The organism is Roseateles sp. FW301-B2 (genome assembly GCF_058788955.1).
In genome coordinates this window covers 20,651-38,238 of record NZ_JBYTBE010000012.1, presented here as the reverse complement: position 1 = coordinate 38,238, position 17,588 = coordinate 20,651, and the positions used below count along the sequence as shown (strand labels likewise).

Annotated in this window: 14 protein-coding genes and 5 tRNA genes; all 19 read right to left on the bottom strand. The window is 66.2% G+C overall.

Annotated features, from left to right (window positions below):
* Positions 1-5: 5 nt before the first annotated feature.
* The 19 genes from AC3WQY_RS10395 to leuB all read right to left on the bottom strand — a co-directional run bounded on the left by AC3WQY_RS10395 (position 6) and on the right by leuB (position 17,587).
* A tRNA-Glu gene (locus AC3WQY_RS10395) sits at positions 6-81 on the bottom strand.
* Positions 82-169: 88 nt separating this feature from the next.
* Positions 170-245, bottom strand: a tRNA-Ala gene (locus tag AC3WQY_RS10390).
* An 86-nt stretch (positions 246-331) separates the two neighbouring features.
* A tRNA-Asp gene (locus AC3WQY_RS10385) sits at positions 332-408 on the bottom strand.
* Positions 409-490: 82 nt separating this feature from the next.
* Positions 491-566: transfer RNA gene (locus tag AC3WQY_RS10380), tRNA-Glu, on the bottom strand.
* A gap of 48 nt (positions 567-614) precedes the next feature.
* Positions 615-690 (bottom strand) — tRNA-Ala (locus AC3WQY_RS10375).
* A gap of 103 nt (positions 691-793) precedes the next feature.
* Positions 794-2,197: a glutamate--tRNA ligase gene (gene gltX, locus AC3WQY_RS10370; RefSeq protein ID WP_492708079.1), complete on the bottom strand. Its 1,404-nt coding sequence runs from the start codon at positions 2,195-2,197 to the stop codon at positions 794-796.
* Complete coding sequence (locus AC3WQY_RS10365) at positions 2,194-3,435, bottom strand: O-succinylhomoserine sulfhydrylase (protein ID WP_492708077.1); 1,242 nt, start codon at positions 3,433-3,435, stop codon at positions 2,194-2,196. Before AC3WQY_RS10365 ends, gltX begins: the two co-directional genes overlap by 4 nt.
* A 4-nt stretch (positions 3,436-3,439) precedes the next feature.
* The gene (gene purF, locus AC3WQY_RS10360; RefSeq protein ID WP_285232023.1) at positions 3,440-4,951 is read right to left on the bottom strand and encodes an amidophosphoribosyltransferase; all 1,512 of its coding nucleotides are present in this window, start codon (positions 4,949-4,951) and stop codon (positions 3,440-3,442) included.
* A gap of 97 nt (positions 4,952-5,048) precedes the next feature.
* The gene (locus tag AC3WQY_RS10355; RefSeq protein WP_285232022.1) at positions 5,049-5,537 is read right to left on the bottom strand and encodes a CvpA family protein; all 489 of its coding nucleotides are present in this window, start codon (positions 5,535-5,537) and stop codon (positions 5,049-5,051) included.
* Positions 5,538-5,539: 2 nt separating this feature from the next.
* Positions 5,540-6,361, bottom strand: coding sequence for an SPOR domain-containing protein (locus tag AC3WQY_RS10350; protein ID WP_285232021.1), 822 nt, complete (start codon positions 6,359-6,361; stop codon positions 5,540-5,542).
* Between the two features lie 73 nt (positions 6,362-6,434).
* Positions 6,435-7,769 carry a bifunctional tetrahydrofolate synthase/dihydrofolate synthase gene (folC, locus tag AC3WQY_RS10345; RefSeq protein WP_285232020.1) on the bottom strand — a complete coding sequence of 445 codons (1,335 nt, stop codon included), beginning with the start codon at positions 7,767-7,769 and terminating at the stop codon, positions 6,435-6,437.
* 66 nt (positions 7,770-7,835) lie between these two features.
* Complete coding sequence (gene accD, locus AC3WQY_RS10340; RefSeq protein WP_285232019.1) at positions 7,836-8,708, bottom strand: acetyl-CoA carboxylase, carboxyltransferase subunit beta; 873 nt, start codon at positions 8,706-8,708, stop codon at positions 7,836-7,838.
* Positions 8,709-8,762: 54 nt separating this feature from the next.
* Positions 8,763-9,575 carry a tryptophan synthase subunit alpha gene (gene trpA / locus AC3WQY_RS10335; protein ID WP_492708073.1) on the bottom strand — a complete coding sequence of 271 codons (813 nt, stop codon included), beginning with the start codon at positions 9,573-9,575 and terminating at the stop codon, positions 8,763-8,765.
* A complete protein-coding gene (gene trpB / locus AC3WQY_RS10330) occupies positions 9,572-10,852 on the bottom strand; it encodes a tryptophan synthase subunit beta (RefSeq protein WP_492708071.1) in 1,281 nt (426 codons plus the stop codon). The genes trpA and trpB overlap by 4 nt, the downstream gene beginning before the upstream one ends.
* Positions 10,853-10,867: 15 nt before the next feature.
* Positions 10,868-11,512: a phosphoribosylanthranilate isomerase gene (locus tag AC3WQY_RS10325; RefSeq protein ID WP_285232016.1), complete on the bottom strand. Its 645-nt coding sequence runs from the start codon at positions 11,510-11,512 to the stop codon at positions 10,868-10,870.
* A 14-nt stretch (positions 11,513-11,526) separates the two neighbouring features.
* Positions 11,527-12,315 carry a tRNA pseudouridine(38-40) synthase TruA gene (truA, locus tag AC3WQY_RS10320; RefSeq protein ID WP_492708069.1) on the bottom strand — a complete coding sequence of 263 codons (789 nt, stop codon included), beginning with the start codon at positions 12,313-12,315 and terminating at the stop codon, positions 11,527-11,529.
* A 76-nt stretch (positions 12,316-12,391) separates the two neighbouring features.
* The gene (locus AC3WQY_RS10315) at positions 12,392-14,968 is read right to left on the bottom strand and encodes a motility hub landmark protein FimV (protein ID WP_492708067.1); all 2,577 of its coding nucleotides are present in this window, start codon (positions 14,966-14,968) and stop codon (positions 12,392-12,394) included.
* 295 nt (positions 14,969-15,263) lie between these two features.
* On the bottom strand, positions 15,264-16,394 hold the full coding sequence (asd, locus tag AC3WQY_RS10310) for an aspartate-semialdehyde dehydrogenase (RefSeq protein WP_492708065.1): 1,131 nt from the start codon (positions 16,392-16,394) through the stop codon (positions 15,264-15,266).
* A gap of 98 nt (positions 16,395-16,492) precedes the next feature.
* Positions 16,493-17,587 (bottom strand): 3-isopropylmalate dehydrogenase, encoded by a 1,095-nt coding sequence (leuB, locus tag AC3WQY_RS10305; RefSeq protein ID WP_492708063.1) that lies wholly within the window; start codon positions 17,585-17,587, stop codon positions 16,493-16,495.
* Position 17,588: the final 1 nt, after the last annotated feature.

Sequence of the window (17,588 nt, the reverse complement as noted above, 5' to 3'; positions counted from 1 at the left end):
AAACTTGGCGTCCCCTAGGGGATTCGAACCCCTGTAGTCACCGTGAAAGGGTGGTGTCCTAGGCCTCTAGACGAAGGGGACTAAACCTTCTTCGAATATTATATAGCTTAAATTGCGCGCCACCTGACATATTCCAATCATATTCTCCGGCATATTGCCTGAGTATTGATGGTGGAGGTAAGCGGGATCGAACCGCTGACCTCTTGCATGCCATGCAAGCGCTCTCCCAGCTGAGCTATACCCCCCGTGAGGATAGCGCGCCATTCAAGCGTCAAATATTCTTCTCAAAATACAAGCGGCCAACTGAATGGCCGCCGTACTAGCGAAACCTTGGCGGAGTGGACGGGACTCGAACCCGCGACCCCCGGCGTGACAGGCCGGTATTCTAACCAACTGAACTACCACTCCGCGTGGGATAAGTTACGCAAACCTTCAAACTCCTGTTTCTGTCGAAACTGGCGTTCAAAGGATTGCCAAGCCTTATCAAACTTGGCGTCCCCTAGGGGATTCGAACCCCTGTAGTCACCGTGAAAGGGTGGTGTCCTAGGCCTCTAGACGAAGGGGACTAAACCTTCTACCTCTTGAACCGCGCGCCACGTCAGACTTGAAAGTCTTGGTGGAGGTAAGCGGGATCGAACCGCTGACCTCTTGCATGCCATGCAAGCGCTCTCCCAGCTGAGCTATACCCCCTCGGAACCTGCAAACTGCTCTTCGACATATTCCGTCTGCCAAGCTGCTTGCGACTCTTTGTGTATCGCGCTGTTCAAGCGAGACATAGATTATAGGACGATTTTTACAAGGAGCGCAAGCGTTCGATCACGATTTCTTTTGAGAACAGTTCCAGCACCGCATCCACCGAGGGAGTTTGGGCGCGACCGCACACCAACACGCGCACGGGTATCGCCAGTTGCGGCATCTTCAGCCCATGCGCCGTGATGACTTCCTTGATGGCGGCCTGAATCGCGGCCTTGTTCCATTCGATGCCGGCGAACTTGTCGGCCAGCGCTGCCAATGCCGGCCCAACCGCCTCGGTCACGTGGGCGGCGCGTTCTTCCGCATTCGGCACGACCGGGCCAAAGTACATGGCGAGCCAATCGGCCAGGGACACGGTGGTGGCACAACGATCCTTGTACAGCGCCACCATGGCAGGCAAGCGCGCCGCGTCGGCCTGCACGCCACGCTTGGCCAGTTGCTCGGCCACCAACAGGGCCAGGCGGCCATCGTCCGCTTGCTTGATGTACTGGCTGTTCACCCACTCCAGCTTGGCGGGATCCCATTGAGCCGGGCTCTTGTTGAGGTGGCTGCCATCGAACCAGCTCACCAGTTGTTCGCGCGTGAACAACTCGTCGTCGCCATGGCTCCAGCCCAGGCGCGAGAGGTAGTTCAGCATCGCCTCGGGCAGGTAGCCGGCCTCTTCATAGGCGGTCACGCTCACCGCACCGCGGCGCTTGGAGAGCTTCTGGCCATCGTCGCCCAGGATCACCGGCATATGGCCGAACCTGGGCAGCGGCGCGCCCAGCGCATTGAAGATGTTGATCTGCCAGGGCGTGTTGTTGACATGCTCGTCGCCACGGAACACATGGCTGATCTTCATGTCCCAATCGTCCACCACCACGGCGAAGTTGTAGGTGGGCACGCCGTCGGTGCGCAGAATGATGAGGTCGTCGATCTCGCGGTTGTTGATGCTGATCGGGCCCTTGACCACGTCGTCCCAAACCACATCGCCGCTCACCGGGTTCTTGAAACGCACCACCGGCTTCACGCCCTCCGGCACCACCGGCAGCTGCTTGCCGGGTTCGGGGCGCCAGGTGCCGTCGTAACGGCGCTTTTCGCCGCGTGCTTCCTGGGCGGCTTTCATCGCGTCCAGCTCCTCGGGCGTGCAATAGCAGCGGTAGGCCGTGCCGGCCGCGATCATCTGCTCGACCACGGCCTGGTAGCGCTCCAGGCGTTGCATCTGGTAGATCGGGCCTTCGTCATAGTCGAGGCCCAGCCACTTCATCGCGGCCAGGATCTGGTCGACCGAATCCTGGGTGGAACGGGCCACGTCGGTGTCTTCCACGCGCAGCACGAACTGGCCGCCGTAGTGCCTGGCATAGGCCCAGGAATACAGGGCCGTGCGGGCCGTGCCCAGATGCAGAAAGCCGGTGGGCGACGGCGCGATACGGGTGCGGATGGGGGTGGGGGCTTGTTGGCTCATCGGTTCTTCAAGGTGGAAAGGCCGCGCAGCAGATCGTCGGTGATGTCGTCCACATGCTCGAGGCCGACGGCCAGCCGGATCAGGCCTTGCCCGATACCGGCCGCCTGACGCTGAGCCTCGCTCAGGCGTCCGTGCGAGGTGGTGGCCGGGTGGGTGATGATGGACTTGGTATCACCCAGATTGGTGGCGATCGAGATCACGCGGGTGCTGTCGATCAGGTGGAAGGCAGCTGCGCGTGCGGCCTCGGGCGTGGCACCCTTCAGGTCGAAGGACACCACCGCCCCGCCCTGCCCGCCTTGCTGGCGCATCGCCAATTCATGCTGCGGATGCGACGCCAGGCCCGGGTAGTAGACGCGCGCGACCTCGGGCCGCGCCTCCAGCCATTGCGCGACCTTCAGCGCGTTCTCGCAATGCGCCTTCATGCGCACGCCCAACGTCTCCAGCCCCTTCAGCACCACCCAGGCATTGAATGGCGCGAGCGTCATGCCGGCGGTACGGATCACCGGTCCGAACACGTCCTTGATCAACTTCTCGCCGCCACACAGCGCACCAGCCATCACGCGGCCCTGGCCGTCCAGGTATTTGGTGCCCGAGTGCATGACGACGTCGGCGCCCAGTTCGGCCGGCCGCTGCAGCGCCGGCGAGCAGAAGCTGTTGTCCACCACCAGCAGCGCGCCAGCGGCATGGGCCATGTCGGCCAGCGCGCGGATGTCGCAGATGTCGGTCAGCGGATTGGTCGGCGTCTCGGCAAAGAAGAGCTTGGTCGTCGGCTTGATCGCGGCGCGCCATTCGTCCAGATCGGTCTGCGAGACGAAGGAGGTCTCGACGCCGAACTTGGCGAACTCCTTGGCGAACAGGTTGATGGTCGAGCCGAACACCGAACGCGAGCAGACCACATGGTCACCCGCCTTCAGCAGGCCCATGATGAGCAGCAGGATGGCACTCATGCCGGTGGCCGTCGCCACCGCCGCCTCGGTGCCTTCCATCGCTGCCAGACGCGCCTCGAAGCTGCGCACGGTCGGGTTGCTGGTGCGTGAATAGGTGAAGTCTTCCGACGCGGCAAAGCGGCTCGCCGAGGTCTCGGCGTCGGGCTGCACAAAACCGCTGGTCAGGAACAGGGCCTCGGAATTCTCGCCATGCTGGCTGGGCGCCAGCGCGGTGCGCACCGCCAGCGTTTCGGGCCGCAGGCCTTCGGGCAGGCGCGCGCGCGCGATGCGGCGCTCTTCTTCGTCGCTCATGCCATCAGCCCTCCGTGCGGCTCTGCAAGGCCAGGCGGCTGCGCGCCGGGCCATCTTCCTCGTCGCCCTGGCTCTTGCGCTGCTCCTGCATGGTGGCGAAGTCCTCGGCGCTGACGTCGCCGGTGATGTAGTGGCCATCGAAGCAGGAGGCCTCGAAACCGGCCAGGCCCGGCTTGAGCGCGGCCACCACGCGCTTCATCGCATCCACGTCCTGGTAGATCAGCGCATCGGCGCCGATGAACTGGCGGATCTCTTCGATCGTGCGGTTGTGCGCCACCAACTCTTCCTTGGTGGGCATGTCGATGCCATAGACATTGGGATAACGCACCGGCGGTGCGGCCGAGGCCAGGTAGACCTTGCGTGCGCCGGCCTCGCGGGCCATCTGCACGATTTCCTTGGAGGTCGTGCCGCGCACGATGGAGTCATCCACCAGCAGCACATTGCGGTTCTTGAACTCCAGGCCGATCGCATTGAGCTTCTGTCGCACCGACTTCTTGCGCGCGCCCTGCCCCGGCATGATGAAGGTGCGGCCCACATAGCGGTTCTTCACAAAGCCCTCGCGGTAGGGCTTGCCGATGCGGTGCGCCAGCTGCATCGCCGAAGGGCGGCTCGATTCGGGAATCGGGATCACCACATCGATGTCGCTCGGCGGCATGGTGGAGATGAGGCGCTGCGCCAGCGTCTCGCCCATGTTCAGGCGGGCCTGGTAGACCGAGATGCCGTCCATCACCGAATCCGGGCGCGCCAGGTAGACGAACTCGAACATGCAGGGATTGAGCGTCGGGTTCTCGGCGCATTGCTGGGTGTGCAACTGGCCCTTGGTGTCGATGAAGAGGGCCTCGCCGGGCGCCACGTCGCGCTCCAGCTGATGGCCGGTGCCCTCCAGGGCCACGCTCTCGCTGGCCACCATGTACTCGCCGTCCGCGGCCTTGCCGAAGCACAGCGGGCGGATGCCATAGGGGTCGCGGAAGGCCAGCAGGCCGTGGCCGGCGATCAGCGCGATCACCGCGTACGAACCCTTGATGCGGCGATGCACCGCGCGCACCGCCTTGAACACTTCCTCGGGCGTCAGCGGCAGGTCGCGCGCCGCCATTTCCAGCTCATGCGCCACCACGTTCAAGAGCACCTCAGAATCGCTCTCGGTGTTGATGTGGCGGCGGTCGATGTCGAACAGCTCCTTCTTCAGCGCATGGGCGTTGGTGAGGTTGCCGTTGTGCACCAGCACGATGCCGAAGGGCGCGTTGACGTAGAAGGGCTGGGCCTCTTCCTCGTTGTAGGCATTGCCCGCGGTGGGATAGCGCACCTGGCCCAGGCCGGTCGTGCCGGGCAACGCACGCATATTGCGGGTGCGGAACACGTCGCGCACCATGCCACGCGCCTTGTGCATGAAGCACTTGTTGCCCTGCATCGTGACGATGCCGGCCGCATCCTGCCCGCGGTGCTGCAGCAGCAGCAAGGCGTCGTAGATCAGCTGATTGACGGGCGCCTGGGAGATCACACCGACGATGCCGCACATATCGTTTACCTCGAATAGCGTCTCGCGAGGAGACTTCACTGAACCATACACAGGGCGCGGGCGCTTGTGGCGCCCTCACCCGAACTCTTCATCATCATCAAACCGGGATGAACTTCAGCAGCTCGGCCGGCAGCACCGGCTTGAGCCCCTGCAACAGCGCCTGCAACCAGGGCGCCAGTTGCGAGTCGCTCCAGGCCGCCGACTCCACCGCCGGCGTCATGCTCACCACCACCACCACCAGCAGGCCGATCAGCACGCCGCGCAGCACGCCGAAGCCTGCGCCGCCAAGGCGATCGAACACGCTCAGCGGCGTGGCATGGATCAAGGCCCGCAGCAGCTTGGCCGCCAGCCCCCAGACGATCAGGATCAGCACAAAGCCAAGCACTAGGCTGGCGGCATGCGTGAGCACCGGCCCCATGCGCTCGGCGGGCAGCCAGCCCTCGGTCCAGGGCGACAGATAGCGCGCCCCCAGATAGGCCACCACCCAGCCGGCGATGGACAGGATCTCGAACACCAGACCGCGCCACAAACCCAAGAGCACCGAAATGCCCAGCAGGCCCAGCAAGACGAGGTCGACCCAGGCCATCGTCAGAGCGTCAGTACCGCGGTGGAAAGGCCAGCACCACGCACCTTGGCCGCGGCCTTGTCGGCCTCTTCACGGCTGGCGAAGGGGCCCAGGCGCACACGGATGCGCTTGCCATCGGCGGTTTCCACCGCCTGGGTATAGGTCTTGAGGCCAAGCTTTTCGACCCGGCTGCGCGCTTCTTGCACGGCCTTGGCCTCGGCATAGGCGCCCACCTGCACGATGAAGCGCGCGCCCGTAGCGTCGCTGGCCTTCTTGTCGGCGGCGGGCTTGCCCTCCAGCAGGGCCTGCACACGGGCGGCCTCGGCCTTGGTATCGGCTTTTACGTCGACTTTTGGCGGCTCGGCCGCTTTCTTCTCGGGCTTTGCTTCGACCTTGGCCTCGGGTTTGGGCTCGGGCTTGGCCTTTTCCACCAGCTTCTCGGCCGGCTTCTCCGCCGGCTTGGCCACGGGCGCGATGGCGGCTGCGGGCTTGGGCTCGGGTTCGCGGGCTTCGGTGATGATGCCCTTGCCCAGTTCGGCGCTCTGCACCGGTGTCTCTTGCGAGGCGGCCGGCGCGGGCAGCGGCGCGGGTGCCGGTGCCGGAATTGCCAGCGGCGGCAAGGCATCCTTGCGCGGGATCTCGATCGGCAGGTCCACCGGGATGGGTCGCGGCTGGGTCTCGAACACCAGCGGGAAGCCGATCACACCGATGCCCACGAGCACGGCCGCACCGATCAGGCGGCGGCGCGCACGCAAGCGCAGCTCCTGCACGGCATCCAGGCTGTCGGAGACCGGTTTGGCCGCGGGGGCGGCCGCTGTGCGCTTGAAGAAGGACAGCAGATCCATGTCGTGGGCGGTGCCTTGAATTGAAAGCGGCCTCCATTCGGGGGCCGCGGTCGTGGGGTCCTGATCCTGAGATTCAGTGCTGCGTTGCGCCGCCGCCCGCGCTGATGCGCGGCAGGCCTTGCTGCAGCACTCCTCCCACGGTGTAGAAGGAACCGAAGACCAGAATTCTATCAGCGGGGTCGGCCGCCGCGGCGGCGGCCTCCAGGGCGTCCATGGGCGCCGCATGCTGGAAACTCTGCACGTCGGCGGGCGCCTTCAAGCGCCCGGCCCGGCGCAGCGATTCGAACTGCTCGGCCAAGGCCGCGGCCTTGGCGGCGCGCGGCAGCGGCAGATCGGTGAAATGCCAGACGTCCACCAGGGGCGCAATGCGCTCCAGGATTTGGCCCAAGTCCTTGTCAGCCATGGCGCCGAACACCACATGGGTGCGCGGGAAGAAGCCCATCTGGTCGAGGTTCTGCGCCAGCGCCGCCACCGCATGGGGGTTGTGCGCCACGTCCAGCACCAGCGCCGGCTGGCCCGGCACGACCTGGAAGCGCCCCGGCAGCTCCACCATGGCCAGGCCGGTGCGCACCGCCTGCGCGCTGATGGGCAGGCGCTCGTACAAGGCCTCGAACACGGCCAGCACACCTGCGGCATTGAGCAGCTGGTTGACGCCGCGCAGGGCCGGATAGGCCATGCCGCTGAAGCGCCGGCTGCGGCCCGCCCATTGCCATTGCTGGCGGTCGCCGCTGTAGGTGAAATCGCGCCCGAGCTGGCGCAGGTCGGCACCGATGCCGGCGGCAAACTCGGCGATCGAGGCCGGTGGCATGGGGTCGCTGACGATCACGGGCTTGCCGGCGCGCATGATGTGGGCCTTCTCGCGCCCCACCGACTCGCGGTCGCTGCCCAAGAACTCGGTGTGGTCCAGATCGATGCTGGTGATCACCATGCAATCGGCATCGATGGCGTTCACCGCGTCCAGGCGCCCGCCCAGGCCCACCTCCAGGATCACCAGGTCGAGCGGCTCAGCCGCCAGCCGGTGCAGGATCGCCAGCGTGGTGAACTCGAAATAGGTCAGCGCCAGCTCGCCACGCGCGGCCTCGACGGCCTCGAAATGCGGGATCAGCGACTCGGCCGGCACCGGCGCACCGCCCACGCGGCAGCGCTCCTGGAAATGCACCAGGTGCGGCTTGATGTAGAGACCCACCCGATAGCCCGCGTGCAGGGCGATGGACTCCAGCATCGCGCAGGTGGAGCCCTTGCCATTGGTGCCCGCCACCATCACCACCGGCGCCTCGAAGCGCAGCCCCAGTCGTTTGCGCACCTCGGCCACGCGGGCCAGCGTCATGTCGATTTCCTTGGGATGCAGGCGCTCGCAATGGGCGAGCCAGTCATCAAGGCGCTGTTGGGCGGTGGGGCTGCTGGTCATCTGGGATCTGCAAAGCAACACGGCCAGACCTTGCGGGCCTGGCCGTGCGGGGTTTCATCGAAGCAATCAGGCCACCGCGTCCGAGCTCTGGCGCTGCAGCATGGCCAGCTGGCGGGCAATCGTCTCGCGCAGCTGGCGGCGGTCCACGATCATGTCGACCGCGCCCTTTTCCATCAGGAACTCGGCGCGCTGGAAGCCCGGCGGCAGCTTCTCGCGCACCGTGTTCTCAATCACGCGCGGGCCGGCAAAGCCGATCAGGGCCTTGGGCTCGGCAATCACGATGTCGCCCACAAAGGCGAAGCTGGCGGAAACGCCGCCCATGGTGGGATCGGTCAGCACGCTGATATAGGGCAACTTGGCCTTGGCCAGGCGGCTCAGCGCCGCATTGGTCTTGGCCATCTGCATCAGGCTCAGAAGGCCTTCCTGCATGCGCGCGCCGCCGGTGGCGGTGAAGCAGATGAAGGGGGTCTTCTGCTCCAGGGCGGTTTCCACGCCACGCGCAAAACGCTCACCCACCACCGAGCCCATGGACCCGCCCATGAAATCGAACTCGAAGCAGGCCGCCACCACCGGCACGCTCATCACCGCGCCGCCGATCACCACCAGGGCGTCGGTCTCGCCGGTGGACTCCAGCGCTTCCTTGAGGCGGTCGGGGTACTTCTTGCTGTCCTTGAACTTCAGCGCATCGACCGGCAACACCTCCTGGCCGATCTCGTAGCGGCCCTCGCCGTCGAGGAAGGCGTTCAGGCGCGCACGCGCGCCGATGCGGTGGTGGTGGCTGCACTTGGGGCAGACATTGACGTTCTGCTCCAGATCGGTCTTGTAGAGCACCGTCTCGCAGGACGGGCACTTGATCCACAGGCCCTCGGGCACCGTGCGGCGCTCGTTGGGATCCTGTTGCTGCATCTTGGGCGGCAGAAGTTTCTCGAGCCAACTCATTGCAGTGTCCTTTTTTTGCTAGCCGGCCCGGGCGAAGTGCCCTGGGCCAGAGTGTCAAGTCGATGCCGGCAGCGCGTCCAGCGCCGCCCGTATCTCGCGGATGAATTCAGCACCCGTGGCGGCGACATTATCGCGTGTCTGCACCTCCAGCAGCTGAACCAGGCGCGAGCCGATCACCACCGCGTCCGAAACCCGGCCCACGGCCTGAGCCGTGGCGGCGTCGCGGATACCGAAACCCACGCCCACCGGCACGCTCACATGGGCGCGGATGCGCGGAATCATTGCCGCCACCGCCTCGGTGTCCAGATGCCCGGCACCGGTCACGCCCTTGAGCGAGACGTAGTAGACATAGCCGCGCGCCACCTTGCCGATGCGCGCCATGCGTTCGTCGGTGGAGGTGGGGGCGAGCAGGAAGATCGGGTCCAGCTCCTGCGCACTCAGCGCGGCCGCGAAGGCCTCGCATTCCTCGGGCGGGTAGTCCACCACCAGCACGCCATCCACGCCGGCCGCCTTGGCATCGAGCACAAAGCGCTCCATGCCATAGCGCTCGATCGGGTTGGCATAGCCCATCAGCACCACCGGTGTGCTGCTGTCGCGCTCCCGGAAGGCGCGCACATAGTCCAGCACCTGGGGCATGCCGATGCCATGCGTCAGCGCCCGTTCGGCGGCGCGCTGGATCACCGGACCATCGGCCATCGGGTCCGAGAAGGGCACGCCCAGCTCGATCACATCGGCGCCGGCCTCGGCCATGGCCAGCATCAGCTCGACCGTGGTTTCGGGGAAGGGATCGCCGGCATGGATGAAGGGGATCAGTGCCTTGCGGCCCTGGGCCGCCAACTGCGCGAAGGTGGCTTGGATGCGGCTCATGCCTGGCCTCCCTTCGTCACGACGACGGGCTGCTCGCCGCCGCCCTTGACCGACTGCCCCTTGCAGGACGGCCGACAGAAGAACTCGGCATGCGAGAGATCGGCCACCGTGCCGATGTCCTTGTCGCCGCGGCCGGAGAGGTTCACCAGCAGATGCTGGTCGGGCCTCATGGTCGGCGCCAGCTTCATCGCATGGGCCACCGCATGGCTGGACTCCAGCGCCGGGATGATGCCCTCGGTGCGGCACAGATAGTGGAAGGCGGCCAGCGCCTCCTCGTCGGTGATGCCCACATACTCGGCGCGGCCGATGTCCTTCAAGTAGGCATGCTCGGGGCCGACGCCGGGATAGTCCAAGCCGGCCGAGATCGAATGCGTCTCGATGATCTGGCCGTTCGCGTCCTGCAGCAGATAGGTGCGATTGCCATGCAGCACGCCGGGGCTGCCGGCCGAGAGCGTGGCCGCATGCTTGCCGCTGTCCACGCCCAGGCCGGCCGCCTCGACGCCGATCAGGCGCACGCCGGCATGCTCGATATAGGGGTAGAAGATGCCGATGGCATTCGAGCCGCCACCCACGCAGGCGATCACCGCGTCGGGCTGGCGGCCAATCATCGGCGGCATCTGGGTCAGGCATTCATCGCCGATGACGCGCTGGAAGTCGCGCACCATCATCGGATAGGGATGCGGGCCCGCCACCGTGCCGATGATGTAGAAGGTCGATTCCACATTCGTGACCCAGTCGCGCATGGCCTCGTTGAGCGCGTCCTTGAGGGTCTTGGAGCCCGATTCCACCGGCACCACGCGTGCACCCAGCAGGTTCATGCGGTAGACATTGGGCGACTGGCGCTTGACGTCCTCGCTGCCCATATAGACCACGCACTCCATGCCGTAGCGGGCGCAGATGGTGGCGGTGGCCACGCCATGCTGGCCGGCGCCGGTTTCGGCGATCACGCGCTTCTTGCCCATGCGCTTGGCCAGCAGGGCCTGGCCGATGGTGTTGTTGACCTTGTGCGCGCCGGTGTGGTTCAGGTCCTCGCGCTTGAGGTAGATCTGTGCGCCGCCGAGCTCGCGGCTCATGCGGTCGGCGTGATAGATGGGGCTGGGGCGGCCGACGAAATGGGCCAGTTCGCGCTGGTACTCGGCGATGAACTCGGGGTCACGGCTGTAGTGCGCGTAGGCCTCGTTGAGCTCATCCAGGGCGTGCACCAGGGTTTCGGCGACAAAGCGTCCACCATAGGGTCCGAAATGCCCGCGGGCATCGGGTTGGTCATAGGTCGTCATGAGGGATTCTTCTCTTCAGCTATTGGCTTCATCAAGGCGTGCATCGGCTTCGCGCACCGCCTCGCAGAACTGGCGCATCAGCGCGGCGCTCTTGAGACCCTTGGCCTCCTCCACACCGGAGCTGACGTCAACGGCCCAGGGCCGGACCTGAAGAATCCCTTCGATCACATTTCCGGCATGCAACCCACCAGACAAAACGACTGGAGAGGGCACGTTTCTTGGAATGAGTGACCAATCGAATACCTTTCCGCCGCCGCCATAGCCCTCGACATGGGCGTCGAGCAGCAGGCCTTGGGCGCTGGAGAACTGAGATGCGAAGTCTAGCAAATCAAAGCCCGGCACCATGCGGGCGGCGCGCAGATAGGGGCGCGCCGCGCGCTCGCAGTCCGCCCTGCCCTCGTCGCCGTGGAACTGCAGCAGCATGTTTGGCAGGGCTTGCAGGCCGGCCGCCAGCTCGGCCGCGCCGGCATTGACGAACAGGCCCACCGGTGTCACGAAGGGCGGCAGGCGGCGCGCCAGCTCGGCCGCGCGGCCGGGCGTCACCGCACGCGGGCTCTTGGCATAGAACACGAAGCCGATCGCATCGGCGCCGGCCTCGACGGCGGCGTCCACATCGGCCTCGCGGGTCAATCCACAGATCTTGATGCGGGTACGGCTCATGATGCGGGACTCGGTCAGGGCAGCCAATCCATGGCCGCCGTCTTTTGCGGAAGGTTCAGTTCGGCATCGTAGTACGGGCCCACGAAATACAGGCCGTCGGGCGCAAAGGTGGGTGCCGCCAGCTTGCGGTCGCGTGCGGCCAGCACCTCGGCCAGCCAGGCCACCGAGCGTGTGCCCGTGCCCACCGCCAGCAGGCAGCCCATGATGTTGCGCACCATGTGATGCAGGAAGGCCGAGGCATCGAATTCGAAGCGCCAGTAGGCGCCGCGCTTGTGGATCTCGATGGCGCGCAGGATCTTGATCGGCGAGGCCGCCTGGCACTCGGCCGAACGGAAGGAGCTGAAGTCGTGCTCGCCCAGCAGCACCTCGACAGCGGCGCGCATCGCGTCGCCGTCCAGCGGCCTGAAGATCCAGCCCGCCCCGCCCGACTCGATCGCCGGCCGCACCGCCGACTCCAGCAGCAGATAGGCATAACGTCGGCCGCGCGCGTGGTTGCGGGCGTGGAAATCGGCGCCGGGGAAGGCACACCACTGGATCGCGATATCGGGCGGCAGATAACGGTTGCTGCCGCGTATCCAGGAGAAAGGCTCGCGCTCCACCTGGGCATCGAAATGCACCACCTGGTTCAGGCCATGCACACCGGCATCGGTGCGGCCGGCGCAGATGGTGCGTATCGGGTGGGCGGCGAACTTGGCCAAGCCGCGCTCCAGCGCGTCCTGCACCGTTCCGCCGCCGGGCTGGCTCTGCCAGCCCTTGTAGGCCGTGCCCCGGTAACTCACTCCCAGCGCCACGCGCGTTGTCATCTTGTCCCCAAATGAAAGAAAAGGCGCCCGGTCGGCCCGGGCGCCTTGATTGTCGCTGCGCGCTTGCGCCGGCTTGTCAGCGCAACTCGTCCAGCATGGCCTGGGCCTTGGCCTTCAGCGCGCCGTCGGCCTTGGCGATCAGCTCCTGCAGCACATCGCGTGCGCCTTCGGTATCGCCGATCTGGCGGAACTCGTCGGCCAATTCCAGCTGGCGCTGCAAGGGGTCGCCCTCGTCATCGCCCAAGGCATCCAGCGCATGGCTGAGTTGGTCGTCGGCCGTGCTGGCGGCCGTGGCCTCCTGCAACACGGCGTCGAAGTCGGCCGGCAGGCCTTCGTTCATCTGCGTCACTTCCGCCGCTGGCAGGGGCGCGCTCGGCTCGCTGGCGGGCAGGTCGAGATCGATGCCGGAGAGATCGAAGTCCAGCGAAGGCGCCGAAGCCTCGGCGGCCGGCGCCGGCGTGGCCGGTGCATCGAAATCACCCAGATCGTTCAGGTCGAACTCCAGATCGGGGGCGGCCGCGGGTGCCGAGACGTCCAGATCCATGGCCAGCGGTGCCTGCTCCACCGTGGTGGCGAGGGCCTGGGTGGCGTCCATCGAAATGCTGCTGGCGGCGGGCGCAGGCGAGCCCAGATCCAGGTCCAGATCGAGGTCCAGCAGGCTGGACGGGCCGGGATCAACCGGCCGCTCGACCGGGGCCGTCGCCATATGTGCCACATTGGACGCCGGCAGGGTGCTGGCGTTCATGGGCTCGGGGCGCGCATCTTCCTCGCCGCTCACGGTGACGGGCGCACCGCCCGGCTGGTAAAGCGGGTTGTCCGAATCAATCTGGCGGCCCAGCTCCTGCGCACGCTCCCAATCCTCGCCCATGCCCTGGGTTTCGGCGTAGAGGTGCACGGCGAGTTGCTCAAAGCCCTTGGTGTCGCGGCGCTTGGCGTAGACCTCCAGCAGCTTGAGGCGGATGGCCAGCCGCTCGGGGTTGGCGCGCAGGGCTTCCTTGAGGATTTCCTCGGCCTGCAGATCGCGGCCATAGGCCAGGTAGACGTCGGCCTCGGCGACCGGATCCACATCGCCGATGGCGTCCAGCTGGCTGAGCGAATAGCTCATCGAGGACTGGCCGCTGGCGGAAGCGTCGCGGGTATCCACGCGCTGCCCGCCGCTGGCGCCAAAGAACGAATCCGGCTGCATGCGGCTTTCGGTGAAGCCGGTCTCGGCATGCTGGGCCGGCTGCTTGCGCGAGCGCCAGCGCAGGAAGGCCGCGCCGCCCAACAGCGCCAGCAGGGCGGCGCCGAGGGGCAGGATGTTGTCCATCAAAGTATCCATCACCCCGGGCGCCTCGGACATCGGAATGACCGGCGTACTCGCCGCCGGCTTGGGCGGCATGGGCTTGGAGGCCGCGGGTGCAGGTGCCGACGCCTGCACCACCGGCGGTGGCGTCACCACGGCAGGTGCGACGGCTGGCGCAGGCGCCGGCGCTGGCGCTGCGGCCGGCGCGGGGCTCGGTGCTGGCGTCGGTGCTGGCGTCGGTGCGGGTGCCGGTGCCGGGCTGGGTGCCGGTGCCGGTTTGGCCGCCGAGGACAGCTTCTTCAACTCCTCGACATTGCGCGTCAGCTCGGCCACACGGGTGGCGGAATCCTTCTTCTCGGTCTCCTTGGACAACTTGGCTTCGGTGCCGGAGGCGGACTTGCTGAGCGTCAGCTTGTCGGGTGTGGCGGCGGGCGCCGGCTTGCGGTCTTCCACCGCGGCCTGCACCTTGCCCTTGGCCTGGCGCGCGCTTTCCTGCGCTGCCATCTCGGGTGCACCGCTCGCCAGGCGCTGGCGATAACTGCTGAAGTCAGCGCTCTGCGCCTGTATCACCTGGCGGGCTTCGTCCGGGCTGATGGCCGCCAGCGTGTCACCGCCGGGCACCTGCAGCACCGCACCGGCCTTCAGCCGGTTCATGTTCTCGTTGATGAAGGCGTCGGGGTTGTTGCGGTACAGGCCCACCAGCATCTGGTCCAGCGAGACGCCGGGCGCCAGGGTCTTGCTGGCCACGCGCGACAGCGTGTCACCCGGCTTGACCGCATATTCGCTGGCGGACGCCGCGGCTACCGGCTTGGGTGCTGGCGCGGGCTTGGGCGCGGGCGCCTGCGGTTCGGGCTTGCTTTCCAGGCGCGGCTTCACCGGTGCGGCCGGCGGCACCGGCGCGGGCGCGCGGCTCGCCACCGGCGGCACCGCCGCGGGCTCGGCCGGCGTCGGCGCGATGACCGGCGCCGTCGCCACCTCGGCGGCCGGCTTGGGCGTGCCCGGCGGATCGAACAGCAAGGTGTATTCGCGCACCAGGCGGCCGCTGGCCCAGTTGATCTCGAGGATCACATCGACAAAGGGCTCCTGCACCGCGCGATCGCTGGCAATGCGCAGAAACGGCCGGCCATCGGCGCGGCGGCTCAGCTGCACCTGGGTGGCGCTGAGCACGGCGTTGTACTCGACACCCGCGGCCCGGTAGGACTCGGGCGGCGCGACACGCAGCTTCAGCGTGCCGGCCTCTTCCGACGTCAGGCTGGTGACATCGATCTCGGCCTTGAGCGTTTCGCCCAGAGACGATTGCACCGAGAGCCGACCGAGGCCGAGGCCCCAGGCGGTGGTGCTGGCCACGGCCAGAACAGCCACTGCCACATGGGTCAGGGCAAAGCGCGCATAAGCGCCAGGATGAGTATTCAAGGCGTCCCCCAAAGCAACAAGGCGGGCACCCCAGGGTGTCCGCCTGTCTAGACGATGTTTGTATTGCTGCTCGCAGCCTTCGCGATGCTGTCCCATGCGGTCAGACGACATGAAATCACAACAGCATCAAGCATATACGCTTGAGAGCTAAGGCAAAGGCTGAATACGAGGCTTGACAGCACCCTGATTCACCTCCCGTTACCAGCATGTGGCTTGCCGGCAACGAGGGGGCGGGTTCAGCCTGGGGTATTCACCGAGCGAGCAGGATGCGCAGCATACGGCGCAGCGGCTCGGCCGCACCCCACAGCAGCTGGTCGCCGATGGTGAAGGCACCCAGGTACTCGGGGCCCATGGCGAGCTTGCGAATGCGGCCCACCGGGATGCTCATGGTGCCGGTCACGGCCACCGGGGTCAGGTCTTGCAGCGTCGCCTCGCGGTTGTTGGGCACTACTTTCACCCACTCGTTGTCGGCGGCGATCATGGCCTCGATCTCGTCCAGCGGCACGTCCTTCTTGAGCTTGAAGGTCAGCGCCTGACTATGGCAGCGCATCGCGCCCACGCGCACGCAGAAGCCGTCCACCGGGATCGCGGCCGAACCAAAGCCCTCGCCCATGCCGAGGATCTTGTTGGTCTCGGCCATGCCCTTCCACTCTTCCTTGGACTGGCCGTTGCCCAGATCCTTGTCGATCCAGGGAATCAGCGAGCCGCCCAGCGGCACGCCGAAGTTGGCCGTCTCGGTGGCGGAGAGTGCACGCTGCTTGGCGATCACACGGCGGTCGATCTCGAGGATGGCGCTCTTGGGATCGTCCAGCAGCGCCTTCACCTCGCCATTGAGCGTGCCGTACTGCGTCAGCAGCTCGCGCATATGCTGGGCGCCGCCGCCGGAGGCCGCCTGGTAGGTCTGAGTGCTCATCCACTCCACCAGGCCGGCCTTGTAGAGCGCGCCCACGCCCATCAGCATGCAGCTGACGGTGCAGTTGCCGCCGACCCAGTTCTTGCCGCCCTTGACGAGTGCGTCCTTGATCACCGGCATATTGACCGGGTCGAGGATGATGACGGCGTCGCTGGCCATGCGCAGGGTGGAGGCGGCATCGATCCAGTGGCCGTTCCAGCCGGCGGCGCGCAGCTTGGGATAGACCTCGGTGGTGTAGTCGCCGCCCTGGGCGGTGATGATGATCTCGCAGCGCTTGAGCTGTTCGATATCGAAAGCGTTCTGCAGCTTGGTTTCGTTCTTGGCCTGGGCCGGGGCGGCGCCGCCGGCATTCGAGGTGCTGAAGAACAGCGGCTCGATCAGGTCGAAATCACGCTCAGCGCTCATGCGGTCCATGAGCACCGAGCCCACCATGCCGCGCCAGCCTACCAGTCCTACAAGTGTCGTCATCTGCTTACCTCTATCGCCCTAGAAAAGTTGAGAACTAAGCTCTTCCTTCCCCGGCTCGTGTCGCCGGGGATGCAGGGGCGAGACGAACCGGAGCTGAACTAGCTCTTAATGGTTTTGGTCATGGTGGTGATGGCGGCCACAACCGCATCACCCATCTCGCGCGTGCCCACCTTCTGGGTGCCCTCGCTCCAAATGTCCGCGGTGCGCAGACCTTGGGACAACACAGCGCCAACGGCCGCCTCGATACGGGCGGCGGCTTCGGGCTGGTTGAGGGAGAACTTGAGCATCATGGCAGCTGACAGTATTGTAGCCAGCGGGTTTGCAACACCCTTACCGGCAATGTCAGGCGCGCTGCCATGGCTGGGTTCGTAAAGGCCCTTGTTGTTCTTGTCCAACGAGGCCGAGGGCAGCATGCCGATCGAGCCGGTGAGCATGGCCGCCTCGTCCGAGAGGATGTCGCCGAACATATTGCCGGTCACCACCACGTCGAAGCGCTTGGGCGCCTTCACCAGCTGCATCGCGGCGTTGTCCACATACATATGGTCCAGTTCCACGTCGGGATACTGGGCATGCACCTCGGTGACCACATCCTTCCAGAACTGGAAGGTCTCCAGCACATTGGCCTTGTCCACCGAGGTCACGCGCTTGTTGCGCTTGCGCGCGGCCTGGAAGGCCACATGGGCGATGCGCTCGATCTCCGGGCGCGAGTAGCGCATGGTGTCGAAAGCTTCCTCGCTGCCGGGGAAATGCCCGTCCACCGCGGTACGGCGGCCGCGCGGCTGGCCGAAATAGATATCGCCGGTGAGCTCGCGGATGATGAGGATGTCCAGGCCGGCCACCAGTTCGGGCTTGAGGCTGGAGGCATGGGTGAGCTGCTCGTAGCAGATCGCCGGGCGGAAGTTGGCAAACAGGCCCAGATGCTTGCGCAGGCCCAGGATGGCTTGCTCGGGGCGCAGGGCGCGTTCCAGCTTGTCGTACTTCCAGTCGCCCACGGCGCCGAACAGCACCGCGTCGGCGGCCTGGGCCAGCTTGAGCGTGGCCTCGGGCAGCGGATGACCGCTGGCCTCGTAAGCCGCGCCGCCCACCGGGGCGGTTTCCAGTTCGAATTTCAGGTCGAGAACCTTCAGGACCTTGACCGCCTCGGCGACGATTTCGGTGCCGATGCCATCACCGGGCAGGACTGCGATTTTCATT

Bases quoted from the DNA above. Each gene is read 5' to 3' on its own strand.
- gltX (WP_492708079.1), bottom strand. From the start codon at position 2,197: ATGAGCCAACAAGCCCCCACCCCCATCCGCACCCGTATCGCGCCGTCG.
- AC3WQY_RS10365 (WP_492708077.1), bottom strand. From the start codon at position 3,435: ATGAGCGACGAAGAAGAGCGCCGCATCGCGCGCGCGCGCCTGCCCGAA.
- purF (WP_285232023.1), bottom strand. From the start codon at position 4,951: ATGTGCGGCATCGTCGGTGTGATCTCCCAGGCGCCCGTCAATCAGCTG.
- AC3WQY_RS10355 (WP_285232022.1), bottom strand. From the start codon at position 5,537: ATGGCCTGGGTCGACCTCGTCTTGCTGGGCCTGCTGGGCATTTCGGTG.
- AC3WQY_RS10350 (WP_285232021.1), bottom strand. From the start codon at position 6,361: ATGGATCTGCTGTCCTTCTTCAAGCGCACAGCGGCCGCCCCCGCGGCC.
- folC (WP_285232020.1), bottom strand. From the start codon at position 7,769: ATGACCAGCAGCCCCACCGCCCAACAGCGCCTTGATGACTGGCTCGCC.
- accD (WP_285232019.1), bottom strand. From the start codon at position 8,708: ATGAGTTGGCTCGAGAAACTTCTGCCGCCCAAGATGCAGCAACAGGAT.
- trpA (WP_492708073.1), bottom strand. From the start codon at position 9,575: ATGAGCCGCATCCAAGCCACCTTCGCGCAGTTGGCGGCCCAGGGCCGC.
- trpB (WP_492708071.1), bottom strand. From the start codon at position 10,852: ATGACGACCTATGACCAACCCGATGCCCGCGGGCATTTCGGACCCTAT.
- AC3WQY_RS10325 (WP_285232016.1), bottom strand. From the start codon at position 11,512: ATGAGCCGTACCCGCATCAAGATCTGTGGATTGACCCGCGAGGCCGAT.
- truA (WP_492708069.1), bottom strand. From the start codon at position 12,315: ATGACAACGCGCGTGGCGCTGGGAGTGAGTTACCGGGGCACGGCCTAC.
- asd (WP_492708065.1), bottom strand. From the start codon at position 16,394: ATGACGACACTTGTAGGACTGGTAGGCTGGCGCGGCATGGTGGGCTCG.
- leuB (WP_492708063.1), bottom strand. From the start codon at position 17,587: ATGAAAATCGCAGTCCTGCCCGGTGATGGCATCGGCACCGAAATCGTC.